This window comes from Streptomyces sp. NPDC007991 (genome assembly GCF_042958445.1).
GTDB lineage: Bacteria > Actinomycetota > Actinomycetes > Streptomycetales > Streptomycetaceae > Streptomyces.
This window is the reverse complement of sequence record NZ_JBIBJD010000002.1, coordinates 357063-379476: the sequence shown is the minus strand read 5'-3', so window position 1 is coordinate 379476 and position 22414 is coordinate 357063. Positions and strand designations below refer to the sequence as shown.

At 73.2% G+C, this 22414-nt stretch carries 20 protein-coding genes; 6 read left to right on the top strand and 14 right to left on the bottom strand.

Annotated features, from left to right (window positions below):
* Positions 1-57: 57 nt before the first annotated feature.
* Together ACFZDA_RS05860 and ACFZDA_RS05855 are read left to right on the top strand one after the other, a co-directional pair.
* Positions 58-894 (top strand): hypothetical protein, encoded by an 837-nt coding sequence (locus ACFZDA_RS05860; RefSeq protein WP_391075476.1) that lies wholly within the window; start codon positions 58-60, stop codon positions 892-894.
* 20 nt (positions 895-914) lie between these two features.
* Positions 915-1661 carry a hypothetical protein gene (locus ACFZDA_RS05855; protein ID WP_391075473.1) on the top strand — a complete coding sequence of 249 codons (747 nt, stop codon included), beginning with the start codon at positions 915-917 and terminating at the stop codon, positions 1659-1661.
* On the opposite strand, the gene ACFZDA_RS05850 is transcribed toward ACFZDA_RS05855, so the two are convergent.
* The 10 genes from ACFZDA_RS05850 to ACFZDA_RS05805 all read right to left on the bottom strand — a co-directional run bounded on the left by ACFZDA_RS05850 (position 1652) and on the right by ACFZDA_RS05805 (position 13405).
* The gene (locus ACFZDA_RS05850; protein ID WP_391075470.1) at positions 1652-2260 is read right to left on the bottom strand and encodes a hypothetical protein; all 609 of its coding nucleotides are present in this window, start codon (positions 2258-2260) and stop codon (positions 1652-1654) included. The two genes, ACFZDA_RS05855 and ACFZDA_RS05850, sit on opposite strands and share 10 nt — an antisense overlap.
* Positions 2226-3053, bottom strand: coding sequence for an FkbM family methyltransferase (locus tag ACFZDA_RS05845; protein ID WP_391075467.1), 828 nt, complete (start codon positions 3051-3053; stop codon positions 2226-2228). Before ACFZDA_RS05845 ends, ACFZDA_RS05850 begins: the two co-directional genes overlap by 35 nt.
* Entirely contained in the window at positions 3050-3271 is a 222-nt protein-coding gene (locus ACFZDA_RS05840; RefSeq protein WP_391075465.1) for a Trm112 family protein, read from the bottom strand. The genes ACFZDA_RS05845 and ACFZDA_RS05840 overlap by 4 nt, the downstream gene beginning before the upstream one ends.
* Positions 3268-4173 carry a hypothetical protein gene (locus tag ACFZDA_RS05835; RefSeq protein ID WP_391076775.1) on the bottom strand — a complete coding sequence of 302 codons (906 nt, stop codon included), beginning with the start codon at positions 4171-4173 and terminating at the stop codon, positions 3268-3270. Before ACFZDA_RS05835 ends, ACFZDA_RS05840 begins: the two co-directional genes overlap by 4 nt.
* A 15-nt stretch (positions 4174-4188) precedes the next feature.
* Positions 4189-4923 carry a methyltransferase domain-containing protein gene (locus ACFZDA_RS05830; RefSeq protein WP_391075463.1) on the bottom strand — a complete coding sequence of 245 codons (735 nt, stop codon included), beginning with the start codon at positions 4921-4923 and terminating at the stop codon, positions 4189-4191.
* Positions 4920-6167 carry a condensation protein gene (locus ACFZDA_RS05825; protein WP_391075460.1) on the bottom strand — a complete coding sequence of 416 codons (1248 nt, stop codon included), beginning with the start codon at positions 6165-6167 and terminating at the stop codon, positions 4920-4922. The genes ACFZDA_RS05830 and ACFZDA_RS05825 overlap by 4 nt, the downstream gene beginning before the upstream one ends.
* Entirely contained in the window at positions 6164-10303 is a 4140-nt protein-coding gene (locus ACFZDA_RS05820; RefSeq protein ID WP_391075457.1) for an alpha-(1->3)-arabinofuranosyltransferase family protein, read from the bottom strand. Before ACFZDA_RS05820 ends, ACFZDA_RS05825 begins: the two co-directional genes overlap by 4 nt.
* Positions 10300-11064 carry a methyltransferase domain-containing protein gene (locus ACFZDA_RS05815; protein ID WP_391076771.1) on the bottom strand — a complete coding sequence of 255 codons (765 nt, stop codon included), beginning with the start codon at positions 11062-11064 and terminating at the stop codon, positions 10300-10302. The genes ACFZDA_RS05820 and ACFZDA_RS05815 overlap by 4 nt, the downstream gene beginning before the upstream one ends.
* The gene (locus ACFZDA_RS05810) at positions 11052-12203 is read right to left on the bottom strand and encodes a glycosyltransferase (RefSeq protein WP_391075454.1); all 1152 of its coding nucleotides are present in this window, start codon (positions 12201-12203) and stop codon (positions 11052-11054) included. Before ACFZDA_RS05810 ends, ACFZDA_RS05815 begins: the two co-directional genes overlap by 13 nt.
* Before the next feature lie 206 nt (positions 12204-12409).
* Positions 12410-13405 (bottom strand): porin PorA family protein, encoded by a 996-nt coding sequence (locus ACFZDA_RS05805; RefSeq protein WP_391075451.1) that lies wholly within the window; start codon positions 13403-13405, stop codon positions 12410-12412.
* A 215-nt stretch (positions 13406-13620) separates the two neighbouring features.
* Here ACFZDA_RS05805 and ACFZDA_RS05800 point away from each other — a divergent pair, with 215 nt between their 5' ends.
* A complete protein-coding gene (locus tag ACFZDA_RS05800; protein ID WP_167533774.1) occupies positions 13621-13773 on the top strand; it encodes a hypothetical protein in 153 nt (50 codons plus the stop codon).
* Between the two features lie 2 nt (positions 13774-13775).
* The gene (locus ACFZDA_RS05795) at positions 13776-15020 is read left to right on the top strand and encodes a helix-turn-helix domain-containing protein (protein WP_391075447.1); all 1245 of its coding nucleotides are present in this window, start codon (positions 13776-13778) and stop codon (positions 15018-15020) included.
* 42 nt (positions 15021-15062) lie between these two features.
* On the opposite strand, the gene ACFZDA_RS05790 is transcribed toward ACFZDA_RS05795, so the two are convergent.
* The gene (locus ACFZDA_RS05790; RefSeq protein ID WP_391076768.1) at positions 15063-17075 is read right to left on the bottom strand and encodes a TerD family protein; all 2013 of its coding nucleotides are present in this window, start codon (positions 17073-17075) and stop codon (positions 15063-15065) included.
* Between the two features lie 239 nt (positions 17076-17314).
* Here ACFZDA_RS05790 and ACFZDA_RS05785 point away from each other — a divergent pair, with 239 nt between their 5' ends.
* Together ACFZDA_RS05785 and ACFZDA_RS05780 are read left to right on the top strand one after the other, a co-directional pair.
* Positions 17315-18088 (top strand): IclR family transcriptional regulator C-terminal domain-containing protein, encoded by a 774-nt coding sequence (locus ACFZDA_RS05785; protein WP_391075444.1) that lies wholly within the window; start codon positions 17315-17317, stop codon positions 18086-18088.
* Positions 18085-18936 (top strand): SMP-30/gluconolactonase/LRE family protein, encoded by an 852-nt coding sequence (locus ACFZDA_RS05780; protein WP_391075442.1) that lies wholly within the window; start codon positions 18085-18087, stop codon positions 18934-18936. Before ACFZDA_RS05785 ends, ACFZDA_RS05780 begins: the two co-directional genes overlap by 4 nt.
* Before the next feature lie 87 nt (positions 18937-19023).
* Here ACFZDA_RS05780 and ACFZDA_RS05775 read toward each other — a convergent pair whose 3' ends face one another.
* The 3 genes from ACFZDA_RS05775 to ACFZDA_RS05765 are packed head-to-tail and all read right to left on the bottom strand — an operon-like array spanning position 19024 to position 22291.
* Positions 19024-20463, bottom strand: a complete 1440-nt coding sequence (locus ACFZDA_RS05775; RefSeq protein ID WP_391075439.1) for an NAD(P)/FAD-dependent oxidoreductase — start codon at positions 20461-20463, stop codon at positions 19024-19026.
* A complete protein-coding gene (locus tag ACFZDA_RS05770; protein ID WP_391075436.1) occupies positions 20460-21680 on the bottom strand; it encodes an MAB_1171c family putative transporter in 1221 nt (406 codons plus the stop codon). Before ACFZDA_RS05770 ends, ACFZDA_RS05775 begins: the two co-directional genes overlap by 4 nt.
* Positions 21677-22291 (bottom strand): toxin-antitoxin system, toxin component family protein, encoded by a 615-nt coding sequence (locus ACFZDA_RS05765; protein ID WP_391075433.1) that lies wholly within the window; start codon positions 22289-22291, stop codon positions 21677-21679. Before ACFZDA_RS05765 ends, ACFZDA_RS05770 begins: the two co-directional genes overlap by 4 nt.
* Positions 22292-22414 lie beyond the last annotated feature (123 nt).

Genomic DNA, 22414 nt, shown 5'->3' with positions numbered 1-22414 from the left:
ACGGTCGTCGCCGACGCCGTCGAGCCGCACGCCGTCGAGCCGCACGCTGGAGTGGGCATGGGGAGCAGCTTTCGCTACTGGGCCGAGCGCATCGTGCTGGGCCTGACCGCCACCGTCGGCATCGCGGTGACGCTGGCCGACCAGGTGGACCTGCTCGACGGGGCGGCGGCCGGCGCCGTCCCCAAGCTCACGCTGCTGATCCTCAGCACGGTCACGCTGTTCCTGCTGTTCGAGATCGACCGGCTGAAGGCGCTCGACAACATCAACACCCAGTTGTCCAAGCTGGACATCGACACCCTCGCACGCGACCTCAAGCGCGACCACTACGGCGGTGTGGTGCGGGTGCACCGGCGGTTTCCCGAGGAGACCTTCGAGGCCTTCCTGCACGGCGCGGACCGCGAGGTCACCATCCTGCAGACGTGGATCCCCAACGTGCACCGCTTCGAGTCGGCGCTGAAGCAGGCCATCGTCGACCGCCGGGTCCGGGTGCGGGTCCTGCTGCTGCACCCGTCCTCGCCGGTCGCGGACCTGCGCAACGAGGCACTGCGCGGCCTGCGGGACCCCGCGCTGGAGGAGGACGTCCAGGCGGGTGTCGCGCGCTGCCTGTCGACCCTCGCCTCCCTCTTCCAGAGCGTGCGGGACGGCGACCGGGCGCGGCTTCAGGTGCGCGTGTACCAGGCCCTGCCGTCGATCGCCGTGTACAAGGCCGACGAGCACTACCTGGTCAGCTCCTTCCTGCACGGACGACTCGCCATCGACTCCACCCAGTTGGAGATAGAGGGCAGCGGCACCGTGATGGGCCGGGAGATCCAGCAGGAGCTGGACACGCTGTGGCGCATCGGCCGTGACGTGGACCTGGACGACTGGCGCAGATCGGTCGACACCAACCAGTGACCCGTGGAAGGGGTACGCGCATGAGAGACCTGGACGCGTTCGAGGACGCGCTGATCGAACGGTTCCGGCAGCACCCCGTGCTGGCCGCCACCACGAGCCTGGCGGACGCCGACTTCACCGCACTGCTGCTCCAGCGGCGCTTCGTGTCCCTGGCCTTCACGCCCTCGTACGACCTCGCGATCGACCTGCTGCGCGACGAGGCGGGCCTGCGGATCGCCCGGGCCATCCTGCGCGAGGAGTACCCGGACGGCCGCGGCCACACCCGCTCGCACCGCGAGGACATGAAGGAAGACCTGCTCCAGCTCGGCGTCACCCGCGAGGAGCTGGTCGCCTCACGGCCGACGAAGGCCACCCGGCGGGCCATCGAGGACGCCTTCGCGCTGATCGCCGACGCGGGCGGGAGCGACGACGCCGACCTGCGGCTGCTCACCTTCCTGCGGTTCTGGGGCGAGGTCCTGGTCTCCGTCGAGTACGAGCACCTGTGGCCGCGCATGGCACCGGCACTGACCGGCGAGGACGGGCGCAACCGCTCCCGCTTCTACTACCCCCACTACGTCCACGACGCCAAGGCCCACCCCCTCACCACCGTCTCCCTGCTGTCGGCCACCCACTCCGACCGCCTGGCCACCCGGATCAGCCGGCTCCTCACCCGGCCGGAGAGCCGCGACGCCTTCCGGGAGACCGAGGAGCGGGCCCTGCACCTCAAGAGCGCCTTCTACGACCAGTTCCTCCCCGCCCTCGACCGGGTCGGGGCCCCTCAGCCCTGACGGCCGGTGACCGCCACCCGCTGCAACAGCCCCCAGGTGAACTCCGCGACGACCTCCCACCGCGCCCCCTGCGCGTCCGGCGCGGTGAACGCCAGGCCCCAGCGGGTCGGGGCCGAGCCCTCCAGAGGACGGGCCGGGGCGAAGGCGCGGGCCGCCTCGTCGACCGTGCAGGACCAGGGCGCGAGGTCGTCGAGCGTGCGCAGCGCGGGCCCCTCGGCGCCCGGGGCACGGACCAGCCACTCGTTCCACACCGCGCCGTTCGGGGCGGTCAGCACCTCGAAGCGCAGGTCGGGCCAGAGGGGAACCGGCCACAGCCAGGCCTCGCAGTCCAGGTCGCCGATCCGGCGGGGCGTACGGGACTCGGGGTCGCCCAGCACCGAGCGGTAGCGGGACAGGGGCGCCCGGGACCGCGGGGAGCGGACCATCGCCTGCCAGCGCTTGTTGGCCTCACGCATGTCCGCGAGGGAGGCCCCCAGCTCGCGCCGGGCGTCCTCCACCGGGCCGGGGTTGTGGTCGGCCATGCGGCGCAGCAGCACCAGCTGGAAGTCGAGCGGTGTGAAGGGGCTAGCGGGGCGCTTTCCGGAGGGCATGGGAACCATCGTCGCCCACCGGCGCGCTGCCCGGGCGGCGGCCGTCCGGCAGGAAGAGCACCGAGTTGACGTAACGGGGGCCCCGCAGGACGTCGTACGGCAGGACACGGCGCAGCAGGCCGTGCGAGACGACGTAGGAGGCCTGCGCCTGGTGCTCCTCCAGGGGGAACTTCGCCAGCGGCACCCAGCTGTCGCCGGGCAGGACCCAGCCGTCGTAGCCCAGCAGGGCCAGGTAGGTCACCACCGGGGCGATCGGCTGGATGCGGGACTCCAGCTCCACGAACAGGGCCGGGCGGTCGCGGGCCAGCAGGCCCGTCGCACCCCGCAGGACCGCCGGCTCGTTGCCGTCCACGTCGATCTTGATGAAGCCGACGTTCCGCAGCCCCAGCTCGTCCAGTGTGACGCACGGGACGTCCAGTGCCCGGCCGTGGATGTCCCGCCGGACCAGCGACGACACGCCCCGGTCGCCCGAGTCGTCCGACGGCAGCCACAGGCGGGCGATGCCCGGGCGGTCCGAGGCCGCCGCACGGATCACCCGTACGTTCGGCGGGGCGGCGGCGGTCAGCAGCCGGGCCAGATGCGGCACCGGTTCGATCGTCACGACGTGCTCGGCGCGGCCGGACAGGCGGTGCGTCCAGGGCCCGTACCAGCCGCCGACGTCCACCGCCGTACCGCAGTCCGGCGGGCACAGCTCGGCGAGCCGGGCCAGCTCCGGTTCGAACCGGGGGTAGAGCGCCCGGGCCGTCGCGGCCACCAGGCGGGCGGGCAGGACGGGAGCGAGCCGGGCGGCCAGGCTGGTCATGGGGTCATCCTCTGGAGAAGTTCCTCGTGCTCGTCGTCCGGGACCTGCTCGCCCGAGGACGGCAGCAACTGCGGAATGCCGTCGACGATGGGATAGCGGCGGCGCAGACGCGGGTTGTACAGCGCCTCCTCCTGCCCGGCCTGCTCGGCCAGCAGGTGCAGCGGGCCCTTGTCGAGCGGGCACGCCAGGATCTTCAGTATCGGGTCGTCGGGCGTCATGGAGAGGCCAACTCCTTGGCTGGTGCGGTGGGTTGGGGAGAGGGGTCGTGTTTCGGCATGGTCAGCAGCACGGCCACCGCCAGGGCCGTGCCCGCCACCCGCAGCGCGAGCCGCAGCGGCTCGTCCGGCAGGGCCTCGCCGAACGACAGCGTGCCGAGCACCGCCGTGAACAGGGACGTCACGGTCGTGCACACCGGCACGATCAGCGAGGCCCGGCAGCGCTGGAGCGCCGCCTGCGACATCACCAGGCCGAACACACCGGTGAACAGCAGCAGATACGGATACGGGGAGCTCAGCAGGCCCAGCACCGCGCCGCCGATCCCGCTGGTCGTCAGACGACTCGACACGCCCTTGATGGCCAGCGAACTGACGCCGTACAGCAGGCCCACCGCCACTCCGTACTCGACGCCGGTCGTCGGCCGCCGGTGCCGGTTGCGGGCCCGCCGCTCGGCGGAGCCGTACAGCCACAGCCCGGCCGCCAGCGACGGTACGCACACCAGCAGGATCAGCGGGTACGGCGCCTGCTGGCTGACGGTGTCCGAGCCCTCGCGCAGCGACAGCACCACCATCAGCAGCGCCAGCAGGATCGCACCCAGCGCGTACCGCTCCCGGCCGCTCGTCTCCTCCCCGAGCAGCCGGGCCGACAGCAGCACGAGCAGCACCAGTCCGGAGACGAAGATGCCCTGCGCGGCGGCGATCGGGAGCGTGCGGTAGACGACGAGCTGGGCGCCGAATCCGGCGGCGAGGGCCAGGGAGCCGCCGATCCACAGGGGGCTGCCGATGACCAGGCGCAGCAGCCGGGCCGGCTGCCGGATCGTCACCTCGGGCAGCGCGGTGAGCGCCCGTTTCTCCAGTACGAAGCCCAGGCTGTACAGGGTGTTCGCCAGCAGCGCCGCGGCCACTCCCCACCACATGGGCTACGTCCTCCTGGCGTGCAGCAGCAGGATCGACGCGAGCTGCGGCCGGGCACACGCCAGCCGGTCCAGCGGCCGCAGCGGGCGCGGCACGCCGTGGAAGGGAGCGCCTTCGAGCCGCACGACGGTGAACCCGGACGCGGCGACGAACTCCCGCAGCGCGCGGGCGGTGTAGAGGCGCAGATGGCCCACGACCTCCGAGCCCGGCCGGCCGTGGATGCCGCGCAGACTGACCTCCGAGAAGACCGGCTGGACACCGGCGAGCAGCAGGGCGCGGTTGTACCAGGCGGCCAGGTTCGGCGTGGACAGCATCAGATGCCCGCCGGGCCGCAGGATCCGGCGGATCTCGTCGAGCGCCGCGTCCGGGTCGACGAGATGCTCGATCACCTCGCTGAACAGCACGGCGTCGGCCGACTCCGGGGCGAACGGCAGCCCGCCGCCGGTGAGTTCACCGCGGACGGTGTACGGGAGGCGGGTGCGGGCGCGCCGCAGGGCGTCCTGGGACCAGTCGACGCCGACGACGCGGTGGCCGGTCAGGAGCGGGGCGGCGGTGGCGGCGGCGGTGCCGTCGCCGCAGCCGATGTCGAGGATCGTCTGCGGCGTCGGGCCCGCCGGGCCGAGGGCCCGGGCCAGTATGCGGGCCTGGCGGAGACTGCGCGGGGTGCCGGAGGCGACGGGGACGGCCGGGTTCTCGTAGAAGTCGCGCAACTGGGAGGGCCGGGCGGGGGCGCTCGTCACGGGGTCACCTCCGTGGTGTGCAGATAGTGCTCGAACAGGTCGCGGAGGTGGGCGCCGTCGCCGTGGCTGAGCAGGGCCCGCGACCAGCGCAGGGCCAGGTGGAGGCGGCCGGCGGTGGAGGCGGTGGTCACGGTGAGGCCGCGCGGCATCCGGGCCGGCGCGGAGAACCAGACCGCGTGCGCGCGGCCCGTCTCCTCGCCGAAGTCCAGGGGGTACGGGATCCGGCCGATGTTGCTGAGCAGGGTCGTCGACGTCCAGGGCGCGGCGGCGCGGCGCAGGGCGCGGGTGAGGGCGGCGCGGGCGGCGACCGGGGCCCACGGGGCGGTGAGCAGGGCGGCACCGTGGCCCAGTTGGGGGCGGGGCAGGGACTTCAGCGCGCGGGTCCGCTCCGCGGTGCGGCGGAGGAGGGCGGACATGTCCGGGTGGTCCAACTCGGCCGGGGCGAAGGGGACCTCCACCAGGCGGGTGCCGTTGCCTATGGGCATCGTGGTGTCGCGGGGGCGGTCGTCCACGGGCATGGTGATGCGCAGGGGGCGGGGGAGGGCGCCGTGCTCCCTGTTCCAGTGGGCGATGGTCAGGGCCGTGGTGACCATGAGCTGGTCGTTGACGGTGTAGGGGGATCCTTTGGGGCGGTGCGGGAGGGGGAGCTCGGTGACGAGCATGCCGTTGCCGGGGGAGGGGTCGGGGGTTCCTGGCGCCACCCGTGCGGGGGGCGACCAGGTGGTGGGGATGTCCGGGGCTTGTTGCGGGGATGCCGCGGGGCGCGTGGGGGGTGCTGTGGGGGAATTGTCCGTGCCTCCGTAGAGCTCCGCGGCGGTGGCGAGGATGCGGAGGCAGGCCGGGCCGTCGAGGGCGGTGTGGTTGATGGTCAGGAAGAGGACCGAGTCCACCACTTCGAGTCGTATCGGTGGGGACATCGACAGTGGCGGTGCCTCCGTCAGCGCCCGGGTCCGGGCGTCCTGGAGCGCTCGGGGGCCCGCCGGGGCGAAGGTCACCACCTCCACGTCCGGCTCCGGCGTCAGCTCCCACTCGTAACGCCGCTGGTACCACGGCCCCCTCGCCTCCCGCATCAGGATCCGCGGATGCCGGTGCAGGGCCTCCGTGAACGCCTTGCGCAGGCGGGGCTGGTCGACGGGGCCGGGGAGGTGGACCTCGATGTGGACCGTCTCCGGTTCCTCCTCCTGGAGGCAGTGCCGGGACACCTCGTCCACCACCGGGAACGGGATGCGTACCGGTGTCGTCATACGGACTCGTTCCTCCCCGAAGCGGGCTCACGCAGACTCACCAGACCGGCGAACAGGCCGATCAGCGCCAGCAGTTGGGCCGTGCGGCCGAACGCCCCCGCGCCCGCGCCCGCGCCCACCGGCTCCCCGGCCCCGAACGCCGCAGCGACGCCCGCTCCCGCCAGCGCCAGGAACGCGATCGGCACCAGCAGCGCGTGCCGCCGGGCCGCGAGCAGCGCCAGCGCCGGGACCAGCAGCGCGAACCAGCCCGCGATCACCGCCCCGACCAGCGTCAGCGCCACCGCGCCGAGCCACAGGCCGGGCAGCGGCGGGGCCGGCTGCGGTGCGTCGGGGTTGGGGGCGCGGCGGCGCCACAGCGCCAGGCCCAGCAGCACCGCGATGCCGGCGCCGCTGCCGATCAGCCCGGCGTCGTACGTGGTGGCCGGTTCGTACGACAGCTTGACCGTGCCGCCCGCCCCGGCCGGGATGCGCCAGCCCTGCTGCCAGCCGTCCAGCCGCAGCGGCGTGAGCTCCTTGCCGTTCAGGGTCGCCTTCCAGCCGTCGTTGTAGTTCTCGTACGTCGTCAGGTACGAGGCCGCGCCCGAGCCGACCGACACCTCGCGCCGGTCGCCCAGCCAGTCCCGGACCCGCAGCTCACGCCCGGCCGCGGCGGCCTCCGGGACCGACCCGCGGGTCAGGGTGACGTCCGTCAGCGCGAGCGGCCCGGCGTCGCCGCCCTCCAGCCGGTGGTCGCCCGAGGCCAGCTCCACCTCGGCGTCCTCCCTGTCCTGTTGACAGAGCGTCACCTCGACGGGCCGCCGTTCCGCCAGGTCACGCACGGTGCCCTGCGCGCTCGTCCGGTACAGCTCGCCGTCCAGCGCCACGTCCGGGCCCTTCCCGCACGGCAGCGAGAACGTCCGGGTGCCGTCCGGCTGCGGGGTGCGGTACTGGTCGAGGGCCGGGAGATACGCCTCCGTCAGGCCCACGGGCAGCCTCAGGTCCTCGTCGGCGACCGGGTTGTGCAGGGTCAGCGGGGCGGTCTCGGTGATCGTGATGTCGAGCCGGTCGGTGGTGATCGGCGGGAAGCGGACCCAGCCGTTCTCGTCGACGCCGGCGATCGTCGCGCCGTCCGGGGAGCTGATGTGCACCTGGGAGGCGCGGGTGGACAGGCCGCCCGCGGGGGCCAGGACGAGTTCGCCGACCGGCTGCTTGCCGTCCCAGCGCAGGTGGATCGTCGGCCGGCCGCCCGCGATCCACGCCGTCGTCAGGTCGCCGTCGGTGAGGTTGCGTGCCGTGAGGCCCGCGCCGAGGCGTGCCGTGGAGTCGGCGGTGGCGACGATCCGCGACTGCTGCTCGGGCGCGACCTCGTACAGCAGCCGGTCGAGTTCCTCGCCCGGCACCGGCACCGCGCTGGCCGTCACCTCGTACGTCCCGGTGGCCGGTGTCGTGAAGCGGCGGTGCAGGCCGGCCTCGGTGCCGGTCGCGGCAAGACCGGTCGGGTCGGAGGCCCGGTGCAGGGAGACGACGGTGGCGTCCGCGGTCGCGTCGGCCGCGTCCGCCGGGAGCCGCAGCAGCCGCGTCACCCGCACGTCCGGCAGGTCGATCTCGGTGAAGCCCGCGCCCGTGAGCCCGGCCCGGCGCTCCACCGAGTCCACGATCGTCAGCTTCATCCACCGCGTGCCGCCCTCGGGCGCCTTGACGCGCTGCGCCGTGCCGTTCGGCCGCAGGAAGCTCGTCCGCTCGCCCTTCTCCGTCTCCACCCGCACCTTCGTCGCCGCCGCCCGCACGCTCTCCTGCGGCAGCGGCGTCACCTTGAAGGAGGACGGCATGTCGTAGGAGCCGGTGAAGCCGATGCGCAGCCACTGCCCGTCCGGCGTGTCCGGCGCGCCCTCCGTCCACGCGGTGTCCGGGTTGCCGTCGAAGGCGTTCACCGGGTCGAACTGCGGCAGATGGAACAGCCAGTTGCCGTACGAGGAGGCCGTCACCGAGCGGGCACCGCGCAGTTCGGCCACCGTCTGGTGGTCGGTGCCCTCGTTCGGCAGGATCTGGCGCGGCTTCTCGCCCGGGTCCTGCTGTCCCCCGGGCGCGTTGCGCTCGTCGCGGGTGTACGTGTACGACGTACCGGCGTTGACCAGGCCGAACCGGGTGTCCGCGCGCCGCAGACCGTCGCCCACCACCTGCACCGCCGGGGTGCCGAGCCCCGGGTGGTTGTCGCCCGTCAGGACGGTCGCCCGCCCGCGCAGCCGCGACGCCAGCGGCAGCAGCGCCTCCGGGCCGCCGGACACCACGGCCGTGTCGGAGACCGGCATCAGCCCCGCCTGCCCGGGCCGGACCACGTCCTGCCCGGCCGGCCGGTAGATCTCCACCGCCCGCTGCCGCGGGTACAGCCCCTCGACCTGGAGCGGGGCGTCGTGCGCGAGCCGCCCGCCGGTCATCACCGGCCCCAGCCCCGTCACCCGCTCGTACCCCGACTGTTCGAGGGTGCGCTTCACGGTCGTGGTCGGCACATAGCCGATCTGGTCCGGGTCGAGATCGTTGCGTACGACGACGTAGAACAGCCCCGCCCGGCTCAAGTAGTCGGCCAGCCCCGGCACTTCGGCACCGGACATCAGCGCCTGCTCGACGGCGTCCATCGCGCGCCGGTTGCCGGGCGTGCCGAAGGGGACGTAGTCGCGCTGCGCCCACCGCGACTCGGCGAGCACGTCGAGCGGCTGGTCGATGGGCGAGCCCCAGGTGTAGATGCCGTGCGCGGTCGCCGGGACGACCAGGGCGCGCGAGTCGGGCGAGTACTTCTCCAGCCAGTCGGCGGTGGCCTGCCAGTAGGCGGGGAGCTTCTGGAAGGAACCCGGGTTGAGGATGGAGCCGTTGAGGTACGGCCACAGCAGCCCCGGCAGGATCAGCACCGCCGCGACCAGCGGGGCGAAGCGCCGGCCTCGCACCGGGCGGGCCCCGCGCGGCTCGGCGGCCACCCCCACCAGATGGGCCAGGCCCAGCGTGAACGCCAGCGCCAGGCCCGTCTGGAACTTGTAGATGTTCCGGAACGGCGACAGCCACCCGTCCAGCCAGCCCTGCACGACCCCGTGGAACGGCGCCCCGAACGCGCCGCCGTACCCGGCGAGCAGCACCAGCGCCGCGACCAGCACCGTCAGCACGAGCCACCGCCGCTCGGGCATGTCCCGCCGGGCGAGCCCGGCGAGGCCGAGCCCGGCCGCGAGCGCCGAGCACACGATCACGACGACCGACGAGGCCACGGCCCACCCCGCGGGCAGCCACGCCTCACCGAAGTGCAGATAGGCGACCCAGTTCCCGGCACCGCGCAGCGCCTCGGCCGCCGCCATGGTGTCCGTCGTCGTCCGCGCCGTCTCTATATAGGGGAGGAAGTTCTCCCCGTAGACGCCGAGCAGCAGCAGCGGCACCCACCACCAGGCCGTCACCACGAGCACGGCCGGAGCCCACCAGGCGATCAGCTTGCGCTGCCGGGGCGCGGGCGGCCGGGACAGCAGGTACAGCCCCACCGGCAGCAGGGACGCCAGCGTCGCCGAGGCGTTCACGCCGCCCATGAACGGCACCAGCAGCGCCGACCGCAGGGCCGCGACCCGGGCGGCGTACCGCTCGTTCGTCAGCGGCAGCAGCACCCACGGCAGGAACGCGCCGGGCAGCGCGGCGGCCGACGTCGACCCGATCACGGTCGTGAACACCGGCCACAGCGCGTACGCCACGGCCCCCAGCAGCCGGGAAGCGCCACTGCCCACCCGCAGCCGCTCGGCCAGCCGCAGCGCACCCCAGAAGGCGACCGACACGACGACCGACATCCACAGCCGCTCCGCAAGCCACACCGGCAGTTGTACGAGGTCGCACAGCCAGTAGAACGGCAGCATCGGCCACAGATAGCCGACGTACTGGTCCTGGATCCCGCCGAACCCGGCCCGGTCGTGCCACAACTGCCCCAGGTCGGCGAGGAACTGACCCGGGTCGACCGTCACACCGAGCTTGGTGTCGAAGGTCTGCCGCCCCGGCCGCACCGCGAGGAACAGCACGAACACCACGGCCCAGAACCCCAGCAGCCAGCGCCGGGACCGCGGGCCCTCGGGCGGACCCGCCGCGGTCGCGGTGGTGGGGACGGCTGCCGGTGGAGGAGCCTGGACCGTGGTTGTCATGTAGCACACCGCCGCAGGATGAGGAGGAGGTTCCAGGTGGCGAACTCGCGGATGCCGGGCGCCTTGACGACGGCCTCCGCGAGGAACGGCCAGTAGCGGGAGCGCGCCGAGACGACCATGACGTCGTCCCGGGCACGCACCTGCCGCAGGGTGGATCCGATGTGCACCGCGAACAGGTTCTCGCCGAGCGTGTGCTTGGCGGGCCTGCCGGTCCGCCGCCGATAGCGGGCCCGGGCCCGCTCGGCACCGAAGTAGTGCCACGGGGCCCACTCGTGCCCGCCCCACGGCGACAGCCAGTTGGTGAACGACACGTAGATCAGCCCGCCGGGCCGCGTCACCCGGGCCAGCTCGCTCAGGAACGTCTCCGGGTCGGCGACGTGCTCCAGCACGTTGGAGGAGAACGTGACGTCCGCGACGCCGTCCCGGAGGGGCAGGAGGTATCCGTCGGCTACGACGGCCGGGTCCGGTGGTTTCTCGCCGAGTTCGGCCGGGTCCGGTTCGAAGAGGAACGCCTGCGCTCCACGCCGGCGGAACTCCTCGGTGAAGTAACCACCGCCGCCGCCGACGTCGACGACGGTACGCCCGGCGACGGGCCCGTCGTACGCCTCGACCTGATCGACGGCGTCCCGGGCGAGCAGCGAGTAGCAGCTTTCGGGATCGTCCCGCTCGTGGAGGAAGGCACGGAACAGGGCGAGAGACCGCCGAAAGGAGGGGTCGCGTTCATAGGGGCGGACCACCGCACCCCGCCTCACGGCCCCCAGCCCCTCACCGCCTCCGCGGCGACCACACGGAACTGCCGCACGGTCCGGTCCCACCGAAACCGCGCCGCCCGCTCCCGGGCCGCCTTGCCCATCAACTCCCGCCGGTGCCCGGACAGGGCCAGCGCGCACCACGCCGCCGCGAACGACGACTCACCGCGCGCCAGGACCCCGGTCTCACCATCCACCACGGAGTCCTTGAGCCCCGGCACGTCGAACGCCACGGCCGGCGTCTGTCGCGCCGCGGCCTCCGTCACGACCAGACCCCACCCCTCCACAGCCGAGGGATGCAGCAGCAACCAGGCCGCGCAGAGCAGCCGGTGTTTCTCCGCCTCCGAGACGTATCCGGTGAACTCCACGCCCGGACCGGCGAGTTGCTCCAGCCGTGCCCGCTCGGGGCCGTCCCCGACGATGACCAGCCGCCCGCCGGTGACGGGCCGCACCCGCTCCCACAACCGCAGCAGCAGATCGATCCGCTTGTACTCGACGAGCCGGCCGACGGCGACGAACAACGGCTCGGGGGAGCGCTCGGCCCGCGGCCCCGGCTCCTCGACCCCGTTGTGCACGACCCGGATCCGGTCCCGCTCCACGCCGATCGCCCGCAGCGCGTGCGCGGTGGAGGAGGACACCGCGACCAGCAGACTCCGCTGCTGCGCCCCGGTGAGCGCCCAGTGCTCGAGTCTTCGGCCGATCCGCGCCGCCGGTGCCAGCGGCCCGCCGAAGCGCATCTTCCACAGGTCGGTGTGGACGTGGTTGACCAGGCACAGCGTGGGCCCGGAGTGCCACAGCGGCGCCAGGTACGGCATGCCGTTGCACACCTCGACCAGCAGATCGCAGTCGCCGACCTGGCGGGCGAAGGCCGACCGGGCGCGCAGATAGTGCCCGTACGGGCCGCCCGCCGACACGACCCGGTACTCCCGGAAGGCCGCGGGGCCCCCGCACAGCAGGGTCACCTGGTGGCCGAGCCGGGTCAGGCCGTCGGCGAGCTTGTCGACCAGCAGTTCGGAGCCGCCGGCGGACGGGTTGTCCAGATCGCGATGGGCGAGGAAGACGATCCGGCGCGGATGTGGGGGGAACGCCGGAAGGTGCTGCTCCGCGCTGGGGGACGCGGTATGCAGCGAGGACGGTACGTGCTGGGGCATGGGTGCTCCAACTCGTCTCGGGGTGCGGAACTCAGCGGGGGGAGGGTGTGGCTCTGGGGGGTCTGGCTGTGGGGGGCCTGAGCCCTTCCTGGGAGGGGAGTGTGGACGGGTTGTGCTCGGGTGGGGTTGGACAGTTTTCGCCCGGACGTTCTCCACGGCTACTCACGGGCGTGACAATTTCGGGCTTTGTTGGAGCTGACGGCACATCACATCGTGAGGGTGGGCTGGGGCGTACCGGATGTATCGGACGGAGCGGGCTGCTCCGGCTCCTTCCGCCCACGCGCCACCAGCACGCCGCCCACCGCCGCGAGCAGCACACCCGCCACACCCGCCCCGATCGGCAACGTCGTGCCCACCAGGCGCAGTTGACCGCTGTCGCGCTTCGCCTGCCGCACGGCCTCCCGCTGTGTCGCGGTCGTGAACGAGATCTTCCGGCTGTCCAGCAGCACCGCCGCGTCCTTCTTCCCGCCCGGCGCCCGCAGGGTCCGCCGGGGCCCGGTCTGTGCGTAGATCACACGGCCGGTGGCCTGGTCGACGACCAGCTCGAAGCCGTGGTTGGAGTACCACTCCTCGGCCAGTACCTGCGGCCGCTGCGGCTGGTCGACGAGGCTGCCGGGCACCATCCGCGTGCCGGTCCTGGTCGGCGGCACGGAGCCGGTGAACCTGTAGCCCGTGTAGCCCTGGATCTTCGCCGTGCCCCGGTAGCGCAGGACGACCGTGTCGCCGAGGGTGTTGTCCCACCACTGGTACGAGCGTTTTTGCACGTCGAAGGGGAACTTCAGATAGGCCTCGCCCTCGATGTACGGCTTCTCGCCGCAGCAGTGCACGGGCCGGGTGGTCTTCCGGTCCATCACCCAGCGGTGCGGTGTGAACTCCAGCGCGTCGTGCGGGTCGGCGGCCGGCAGCGACTTGTCGGTGTCGACCGTGGTCGTGACGTCCCAGACCGCGTTGCCGCTGCGTTCGCTGTCCTCGACGTTGCCCCGCACCCGCTGGGTCACCGTGATCTTCCGGTCGGGGACCGTCTCGATCCGGTCAGTGTCGAAGACGCTGCCCCGGCCGGTGTAGACGGCGGTCGTGTCGATGTCGATCGGGTTCACCGCGGCACGCGGCTGGACGTACCAGGCGAGCAGGGGCGCCAGCACCAGCAGGAACGTGCCGAGACCCAGCAGGACCAGCGAAAAGGGAGAGGTTGTACGGCGCATCCGGGCACTCCAGTGGCTTGGGACGGCTCGACGTACGGGAGGGCCGGCACGGCGGAGGGAACGGCGCGTGCGGCTGGGCCGGGAACCGTAGGCCGCTCTTGACGGGGTGTCAATGCTTGTCGAGACTGGGCGCGACAGGCAGGGACGGGATGCCGGGGTGGGGACAACCTCCGGACGATCTCCGGACGAATCCGGACAGAGAGGCTGACCCTGCGATGTCGAGACTGCTCGCTGCCGCGCTGACCGTCGCGCTCGCCGCCGCCCTTGCCGTGGGCGCCGCGCTGGGCGTCGTCGCGCTGCTCGAAGCCACGCCCGACCAGCCGAACACTCCCCTGATCACCTACGAGCAGACCGGGCAGGGGAGTTGACGGTGACGGCCGCCCGCACCGGAACCGTCACCACGCGCTCGGCCTGGCACGACGTACCGCGCTTGAAGGTGCGCCGGTTCGCGGCGATCGCCATGGCCGAGGCGCCCGCGCTCGCGGAGGAGATCCTCTGCGAGATACAGCGCGAGTACCCGCACCTGCCCGTCGTCCTCGACGACTCCGGCGAGCCCATGGCCCTGGTCGGCATCCGACGTGCCATCGAGGTCTTCGTGCAGCACCTGGAGCGCTCGGAGGGCCGGCCCACCGTCCCGCCCGGCGTCTTCCAGGACTTCGGCCGCGGCGAGGGCCTCAACGGCCGCTCGCTCGACTCCCTCCAGGCCATCTACCGCATGGGCGTACGCCTGGCCTGGCGCCGCTTCGCCGACATCGGCCAGCGCGTGGAGATCCCGCCCCCGGCGATGTACGAACTCGTCGACGCGGGCTACGAGTACCTGGACGGCCTGGTCGACCAGTCCGTACGCGGCTACGCCGAGGCCGCGGCCCGCCAGGCCGGGGAACGCCTGCGCCTCCAGCGCCGCCTGATGGAACTCCTGCTGGCCGAACACCACCGCGGCGACCCCGCCGAGGCGCTGACCGAACGGGCCGCCCGGATCGGCTGGACCTTGCCCGGGAAGGTCGCGGTCGGTGTCCTGCTGCGCCCCGCCCGCGAGGCCATGGCCCCCGCGGTCGGGCAGGGCGTGCTGCTCGACATGGAGTACGAGCAGCCCCGCATGGTCGTGCCCGAGCCGGACGCGGCGGGCCGCCCCGAGCTCCTGCACCGGGCCCTGGCCGGCTGGTCCGGCGCGATCGGCCCGCCGGTCCCGCTCACCGACGCGGCGAAGTCCCTGCGCTGGGCCGAGGCCGCCGTACGCCTCATGGAACGGGACCTGCTCCCCTCCGGGGAGGTCCTCTACTGCACCGAGCACACCGAGGCGCTGGTCCTCCTCCAGCCCGAGGAGCTCATCGACGACCTGGCCCGCAGGTGCCTGGCCCCCCTGACCCACTGCGGCCCCACCCACGGCCGCCGCCTCGCGGAAACCCTCCTGGCCTGGCTGGAAACCCGCGGCGGCGCCCCCGAGGTCGCGGCCCGCCTCGGCGTCCACCCCCAGACGGTCCGCTACCGCCTGCGCCAGATCCGCGAACTGTGGGGCGACGGGATCGACGACCCCGACCGCCGCTTCGAACTGGAACTGGTCCTGCGGGCACAGCGGTTGCGGGGGGAGGTGGGGGCGGTGCGGGGGCGGCGGTGAGCCCGGCCGACGCACCCGGCGGGGCTCAGCGCCGCCGCGTCGTCACGCCGTGGCCCGCTCCTTCGGGGACGTCCGCCCTCCGGCGGGACGGTCCAGGTGGACCATGACCGTGCTGTGGAAACGGTGCACCGCGTCGTCGACACTGCGGATGAACCCGGTCTCGGCGTTGCCCCGGCCGCTTCCCATGCCCTTGAAAAGGGACAGGCGGAAACCGGTGATCCGGGTGGCGCCGTCCTTGGGGAGCAGGTCCCCCGGTTCCGGGCGGAGCCGCTCCAGCGTGCCGCGGGGGCCTCCCGTCTGGCCTTCCACCAGGGTTTCGACGTGCAGGTCCGCCGGCGCCTCGGAGAGCCGGCGGACCAGGCGCTTGACCCAGGTCAGGGGATAGCCCTGCTCGGGTGCCGGGATCTCCACGGACGTACGCAGCTTGGCGGTGCGCAGGTCGGCGCTGACGGTGAGCAGGCCGGGGGCACCCTCGACGCGCAACTCCGCGTGGAGCCTGCCCTCCAGGCACAGCTGGTCGGCCAGTCGGGCGCGGCGGGTCCCGGGGTCGGTGCCGCGCCGGGTGCGCTGGGCGGGCAGCACCTTCTGCCCGAGTTCGCCGCCCAGCCGCAGGCACACCTGGCGGATGAGCCGCTCCCAGCTCTCCACCACCTCCAAGGCGCGCGGGTCGCCCTGGCAGAGGGTCTCGTCGTCGATTCCGTTGCGCACCGGCACCCAGGCCGCGCCCATGTTCTGGAAGCCGTGGCAACCGGAGTTGTCGTGCTGGAGGTAGTGCAGGAGGTCCTGGAGCAGCCAGGTGCGGGCCGCGTTGCCGACGCCCTCGTGCCGGATCAGCATCTGGGCCTGATGGGCGACTTCGGCCCAGGACAGGTGCCAGAGCGCCACCTGGTGCTTGCGCCGCCGGTCGACCTTGACGTCGACCAGTGGGCTGCCCTCCAGCGCGACGTCGTTCGACAGCGTGATCACGGCCTCGTAACCGCGCCGCGCGGCGATGTCCATGTAGGCCTGGACCTGCTCGGACTTGAGGGCGTTGCCGTTGGTCTTGGTCTCGACGAGTGCCGTCCACAGCTTGCCGGCGCGCTCGACGCGGATCACTCCGTCGGGGCGCCGGGGGGTGTCACCGTGCGGCAGGGAGACCTCGGTGAACGTCTCCATGCGGCCGGACGGCGCACCGAACGGGGCGGTGATCCGCCTGCCGAACCGGGGTACCTGGGCCATCACCGACAACAGGACCGAGGTGGCGCGCATCTCCCGGTCCCGGTCGCCCTTGAGCGCCGAGACCGGAAAGAGCCGCGCCGGCCTCCAGGTCTCGTTCTCCGCCAGGCTCTTCACGGGTGTCCTGGGCGGCGTGACCCTCTTCTTCGCGGTCCGGGGCCGGGCCGTCCGCCTCTTCGGGGCGGCCTCCTCGTCGGCCGGCGGGCGTGGTGCCGGAACGGCCTCCAGTGTGGGCTGCGGCCGTGCCTCGGGAGGGATGACGGTGGATGACTCCTCCGCGACCGCCGCCGCGGACTCCGCTTCGTCGTCCTCGATGTCGACGCCGAAGTCCGTCGCCAGCCCGGCCAGCCCGCTCTCGTACCCCTGCCCGACAGCCCGGAACTTCCACTCCTCCCCACGCCGGTAGAGCTCACCGAAGATGATCGCGCTCACGGGACCGGCGTCCTCGATGACGAACCGGAGGAGGCTCTCGCCCACGGCGTCGGCCAGTGTCACCCGCAGGTCGTGCAGCTCCCCGAAGCGTGCCCCCTCGTACCGGCTCGCGGCCACGACGATCCGCTCCACGTCGGCCGGTACCGCGGTGAGATCGAAGCTGATCCGGTCCTCGCTGCCGTCCCCCGCCGGTTCCTTGCCGAGGAGTTGCACACTGCCGTCGGCGGCCACCGGGTTGTTGTAGAAGTAGAAGTCCGCGTCGCTGCGGACCTTGCCGTCGCCGGCCAGCAGCAGGACGGACACGTCGGCGTCGCCCTCACCGGTCGGGCTGGACCAGCCCAGACTGACGATCGCGGAGTCGATGGTGTCGCTCAGGGCCGTCAGAGACACGTTCGAGCCCATGGTCATGTCGCGCACAGAGATTCCCCCCACCCTCGCGACACCTGTGACGTGCCGCACACAGGGCACTTTAATGTGCACGCCACGTGTCTGTGGTGTGCTCATGGGTTTCCGTCTGTGGGGCCTCTGCCCATTGCCCGGGCAAACCTCTATGGCTAGCCTGTGTTCGTCATGCCGATCGCCTGTTGATATCTCGAACGTCGATATTGCGAACACAGGCGCCAGAACACTTAGGGAGGGGGCCGGTCGTGGGACGCCTCGTACCAGCCGTGACCCGGGCTCTCGACATTCTCGAGCTCTTTCTCGACGGGGACGGGACGCTCTCCGCCCCCGACATCGTGCGCAAGCTCCAACTGCCGCGCACGACCGTGCACGAGCTGGTGACCACGCTCGCCGCCCGGAAGTACATCGTCCCCGTGCCCGGCCAGCCCGGACGCTACCGGCTCGGCGTGCGCCCGTACCAGCTCGGCGCCCGCTACTCCGAGCAGCTCGACGTCGCCGCCGAGGGGCAGCTCGTCGCCCGGTCCGTCGCCGAGACCTGCGACGAGACGGTGCACGTGGCGATCCTCGAGGACACGGACGTCATCTACATCGCCAAGGTCGACTCCACGCACGCCGTGCGGATGGTGTCGGCGGCCGGGCGCAGGCTGCCCGCCCACTGCACGTCCGTCGGCAAGATGCTGCTGGCCTCCCTCCCCGAGCACGAGCTCGCCGCGCGGATCCCCGACGGCGCCGAGCTGGTCGCGATGACCCCCAACAGCATCACCGACCCGGCCGCCCTGCGCGAGACCCTGGCCGAGATCCGTGAGCGGGGCCTCGCCGTCGAGAACCGCGAGTCCAACCCGGACGTGAGCTGCGTGGCCGCACCGGTCCGCGACCGCACCGGCCAGGTCGTCGCCGCCCTGTCGATCTCCGTGCCCATGATCCGCTGGAGCGAGGAGCGCCGCGCCGAGCTGGAGCAGCTCGCCGCGAAGGGCGCCGCCGAGCTGTCCGAGCACCTCGGCCACCGGAGCATGGCATGACGACGACGCCGTACGAGATCGCCGTGCGGGCCGAGGCCGAGCTCGGCGAGGGACCGACCTGGGACGCGGAGGCCGGCCGGCTGCTGTGGATCGACATCCTCGGCTGCCGGGTGCACACCTACGACCCGGCCACCGGGCGCCGCACGGTCCGCCGGACGGAACAGCACGTGGGCGCGGTCAAGCCGCGCGCCGGCGGAGGGCTGGTGCTGAACCTGCGCGACGGGGTCGGCCTCCTCGACCCCGACGGCGGTTTTCGCTGGCTGCACCGCGAGCCCGTGCCCGGCCGGCGCGCCAACGACGCGGCCGTCGCGCCGGACGGCTCGCTGTGGGCGGGCACGATGCGCTACGACGAGGCGCCCGGGGGCGGCACGCTGTCCCGGATCACCGGTGACGGGTCCGTCGAGGTCGTCCTCGACGACGTCGCGGTGAGCAACGGCACGGGGTGGAGCCCCGACGGCCGGCTCATGTACTACATCGACTCCCCGACCCGGAGGGTCGACGTCTTCGACCACGCGGACGGGCGGGTGTCCGGGCGGCGGACCCTCGTGGAGATCGAGGACGGCGCGGGGTTTCCCGACGGGCTGACGGTGGATGCCGACGGGTGTGTGTGGGTGGCGTTGTGGCAGGGGTCGGCGGTGCGGCGGTACACGCCACAGGGGCGGCTGGACCGGGTGATCGAGTTGCCGGTGCCGCTGGTGACGGCGTGTGCGTTCGGCGGGGCCGGGCTGAGTGACCTGTACATCACGACGGCTCGGGTCGGGCTGACGGAGCCGCCGGCGCCGGCGGGGTCGCTGTTCGTGGTGCCGGGGGCGGGCAAGGGGCTTGCCCAGCCCGCGTTCCAAGGCTGAGGTCCGCTCCCGGGGGTGGGGGCGCAGCCCGGCGCCGCGGGGTGCCGCTGCGCCACCCGTGCCGCCCTGGAGGCACCTCCCAGGCCCTCAAGGCGCTGGGGGAGGCACGACTGCCCGCAGCTGAGCCACTCCGGCGGCCTTGCGTTCCTCAGCCGTCAGCGGCGGCCCGGTCAACGCCGGCCGCAGCGGCCCCACCGCCGCCGCCACCATCACCGACGGCGTCAGCAACACCCCCGCCCCCCGCTCCAGCGACGTCACGTCCGTCACCCGGCGGGCGATGCGGCCGTTGCCCGTCGCCGTGTACATCAGCCGGTCCACATACGCCGTCACGAGCCGGTCCCGCAGCGTGGGGCCCTGTTCCGTCGCCCCCGCGTAGAAGACGTCCTGCCCGATCGCCATGTCCCAGGCCGCGCCGACCGGGCGGGACACCGCCTTCTGGACCAGCCGGGACAGCCCGGGAGCCCCCCAGCCGTGCCGCCGCAGCGTGTCCCGCAGGAGCAGGGCGCTCTGCGCGGCGACGGCCAGGCCGTGCCCGTAGACCGGGTTGAACGCGGCGAGGGCGTCGCCGAGGACGGCGAAGTTCCGGGGCCACACCGGCATCCGCTCGTAGAAGTGCCGGCGGTTGACGGTCGTGCGGGTGAACGCCACGTCGGACAACGGCTCGGCCCGTTCGAGCAGTTCGCCGATGACGGGGTGGCGCAGGTCCTCGCGGGCGAAGCGGACGAAGTCGTCGTTGTCCGGGGACGGCCGGCCGCCCCGGGTGCCGCACAGGGTGACGATCCAGCGGCCTTCCTCGATGGGCAGCAGGAAACCGGCCCGGCCCGGTCCGCCCTCCCGCCGGTCGGGCTGGACGTTGACGACGGGGAAGCCGTCGCGGGCCGCGGCGGGGGCGAGGTACAGGCGGCTGGCGTACGCCAGGCCCGCGTCGACCTCGCGCCGCTCCGCCGGGGGCAGGCCGAGGGCGGTCAGCCACCGGGCGGCCTGGGAGCCGCGGCCCGAGGCGTCGACGACCAGATCGGCGGCGAGGGTCCGCTCGAAGCCGCCTTCGCAGGGCCGGACGCGGACGCCCGTGACGGCGGCGTCCGTGCCGGTCAGGCCCACCGCCTCCGCCCGCTCGACGACCTCGATCCGCGGGTCGGCCAGCACCGAGGCCCGGACGGTCGCGTCCAGCAGGTCCCGGCCGGCGAGGATCACGTGGTGGGACTCGGGCCAGCGCCGGAACCAGCCCCGCGTCCCCAGGGCGACGAAGTCCGTCGTGACCGGCAGCCGGTTCGCCCCGGCGTCCCGGAGCGCTCCGGTGATCCCCGGCAGCAGTTCCTCCATGGCCCGCGCGCCGCCCGACCAGAGCATGTGCGCGTGCCGGGCCTGCGGCAGCCCCTTGCGGGGGCCGGGAGCGGCCGGAAGCGCGTCGCGCTCCACGACGACGACCCGGTCGGCGACGTCGGCCAGGGCGCGGGCCGCGAGCATGCCGGAGTGGGATCCCCCCAGGACGACGGCGGTTCTGGCGGGGGTGGGACGGTCAGTCATGCGCGGGCGTTCTCTCTCCCGGGGGCGGCCGCGCGTGAGCGTACCGCCTCGATGTGGTCGCGGTGACGCAGGGCCAGGGCCACGGCCTGGATCTCCTGGAGCAGGTAGGCGGTGTCGGGGCCGGACGGGGAGGCGGCGCTGTCGGTCTGCGGGGCCCGCTCCCGCGCGGCGACGGCGTCCAGGATCGTGACGGCGGCGGCCAGGGCCTTGGCCCGGCCGGGCTCGAACCCGAGGTCCAGCGCCGCGGCGTGGGAGCGTTCCCGCAGGTCCTCGTCGAGGTGCCGGGAGAGCTGGAGGAGCACGTCGCGGATGTACGTCTCGCGGCGGATCAGGCGCAGTTCGCCGGTGGCGCGCGGGGCGAAGGGGGCGCCGTCGCCGTTCACGGTGCGCAGCAGCAGGTACAGGGGCCGCAACTGCCAGTGGGCGAGCCGGGTGCGCCAGCGCTCGTGCAGGTACTGGCCGCCGTGCGGGATGATGAAGCCGATCGCGACCATGGTGGCCGACAGGCAGGCGGCCGAGGGCGCCAGGTAGGTGCTCAGCCAGTCCAGGTCGTGGCCCGTCATCCGGGCGAAGACGGCGGTGAGTTTGGCGATGTCGAAGAGCAGGTTCGTCGCATAGCCGACGCCCAGGAACCTCAGGCCCCAGCGCAGCCAGGCGTCGAGGCCGTCGGTGCGCACCCAGTTCCAGATCAGCCGGGCCGTGACCGAACAGGCCACGGTGTGCGCGAGGAGATAGAGCAGGATCTCCTCGCGCATGAAAGGCGTGGTGGCGTAGTAGGTGTCCAGGTCCCGGCGGCGTTCCACGGGGACGTCCGCGAGCCAGAACAGCATCCACAGGGTGGCGACCACGCCCGCGTAGGCGAAGACGACCCACCGTGCGGCGCGGCGCGTCGAGGCCGAGCGGTCGGCCAGGCCGTTGCGCCAGGCGACGATCAGCAGCAGCCAGGACGCGCACAGCGCGGTGAGCAGCGAATACACCAGCGGCGCCGCGATGTTGGGCACGCCGGTGACGCGGTTGGTCCAGCCGATGACCGACGGGGACGCGAAGACGAACACCGCGCAGGCGAACAGCAGCAGCCCGCCGACGGCCCGCAGCATCGGGTCCCGCCACATCCTCACCAGGCTGGGCAGCTTGATGACCAGGGCGACGGTCAGCGCGCCGATCGGCAGCCAGAAGGAGACGGAGAAGGTGTCGAGGACGTCCCGTGCCTCGGTCATCGCGCGCCGCCTCCGCGTCCCCGGTAGCCCATCGACCGCCGCACCGGGTCCAGCGCGGCGTCCGGCTCATCGGCGGCGGTGCCGTCCGCGAAGGAGCGGAGCACGGCGGCCAGCCGGTGCCCGAAGGCGTCGGCGTCGGCCTCGTCCCGCTCGCGCGAGCCGTCCCGGGCCGCCACCGCCAGCACCGCGGACTTCCAGCCGGGCTCGCGGTCCAGGGCCCGGGCCGCCGCCGTACCGGCGGCGTGGTGGTGGCCGTGTCCGGCGTGCAGGTGCCACAACTCATGCCCGAGGATGACCAGTTGCTGCACCGCCTCGGCCCGTTCCTCGACGATGACCAGGTCGAAGTCCTGGAACTCCACCCACAGCCCGGTCACTTCGATCTCGTCGGGGAACCGCTCGAAACGCAGCTCGACCGGACGCCCGCCCCGCCGCGCGCTCATCTCCTCGCACAGGGCCCGGCACACGTCCCGTACGCCGCAGGGGGGCCGGGGCCTGGCCCGCAGCGCGTCCGCCAGCTCGGCCGACAGTGCGCGCATGGCGGAGCGGGCGCGTGAGCGCCGTAGAGCCGAGGCGAGGCGTGCCGTGGTCCTCCGCCCGCCCGCGAGATCCATCGAACCCCCTTCGCTCCGCCCCCTTGCAGCCTGTTCGAGGGTACGCGTCGGGAACTGCCCCCGTCATGCGATCTCACGACCGTTGGTTCACACATCAACGACCCGGATTTCGCGAACTTCAGC

Excerpts from the sequence above, each read along its gene's own strand:
- ACFZDA_RS05860 (WP_391075476.1), top strand. The coding sequence starts at position 58 with ATGGGGAGCAGCTTTCGCTACTGGGCCGAGCGCATCGTGCTGGGCCTG.
- ACFZDA_RS05855 (WP_391075473.1), top strand. The coding sequence starts at position 915 with ATGAGAGACCTGGACGCGTTCGAGGACGCGCTGATCGAACGGTTCCGG.
- ACFZDA_RS05850 (WP_391075470.1), bottom strand. The coding sequence starts at position 2,260 with ATGGTTCCCATGCCCTCCGGAAAGCGCCCCGCTAGCCCCTTCACACCG.
- ACFZDA_RS05845 (WP_391075467.1), bottom strand. The coding sequence starts at position 3,053 with ATGACCAGCCTGGCCGCCCGGCTCGCTCCCGTCCTGCCCGCCCGCCTG.
- ACFZDA_RS05840 (WP_391075465.1), bottom strand. The coding sequence starts at position 3,271 with ATGACGCCCGACGACCCGATACTGAAGATCCTGGCGTGCCCGCTCGAC.
- ACFZDA_RS05825 (WP_391075460.1), bottom strand. The coding sequence starts at position 6,167 with ATGACGACACCGGTACGCATCCCGTTCCCGGTGGTGGACGAGGTGTCC.
- ACFZDA_RS05820 (WP_391075457.1), bottom strand. The coding sequence starts at position 10,303 with ATGACAACCACGGTCCAGGCTCCTCCACCGGCAGCCGTCCCCACCACC.
- ACFZDA_RS05810 (WP_391075454.1), bottom strand. The coding sequence starts at position 12,203 with ATGCCCCAGCACGTACCGTCCTCGCTGCATACCGCGTCCCCCAGCGCG.
- ACFZDA_RS05805 (WP_391075451.1), bottom strand. The coding sequence starts at position 13,405 with ATGCGCCGTACAACCTCTCCCTTTTCGCTGGTCCTGCTGGGTCTCGGC.
- ACFZDA_RS05800 (WP_167533774.1), top strand. The coding sequence starts at position 13,621 with ATGTCGAGACTGCTCGCTGCCGCGCTGACCGTCGCGCTCGCCGCCGCC.
- ACFZDA_RS05790 (WP_391076768.1), bottom strand. The coding sequence starts at position 17,075 with ATGACCATGGGCTCGAACGTGTCTCTGACGGCCCTGAGCGACACCATC.
- ACFZDA_RS05780 (WP_391075442.1), top strand. The coding sequence starts at position 18,085 with ATGACGACGACGCCGTACGAGATCGCCGTGCGGGCCGAGGCCGAGCTC.
- ACFZDA_RS05775 (WP_391075439.1), bottom strand. The coding sequence starts at position 20,463 with ATGACTGACCGTCCCACCCCCGCCAGAACCGCCGTCGTCCTGGGGGGA.
- ACFZDA_RS05770 (WP_391075436.1), bottom strand. The coding sequence starts at position 21,680 with ATGACCGAGGCACGGGACGTCCTCGACACCTTCTCCGTCTCCTTCTGG.
- ACFZDA_RS05765 (WP_391075433.1), bottom strand. The coding sequence starts at position 22,291 with ATGGATCTCGCGGGCGGGCGGAGGACCACGGCACGCCTCGCCTCGGCT.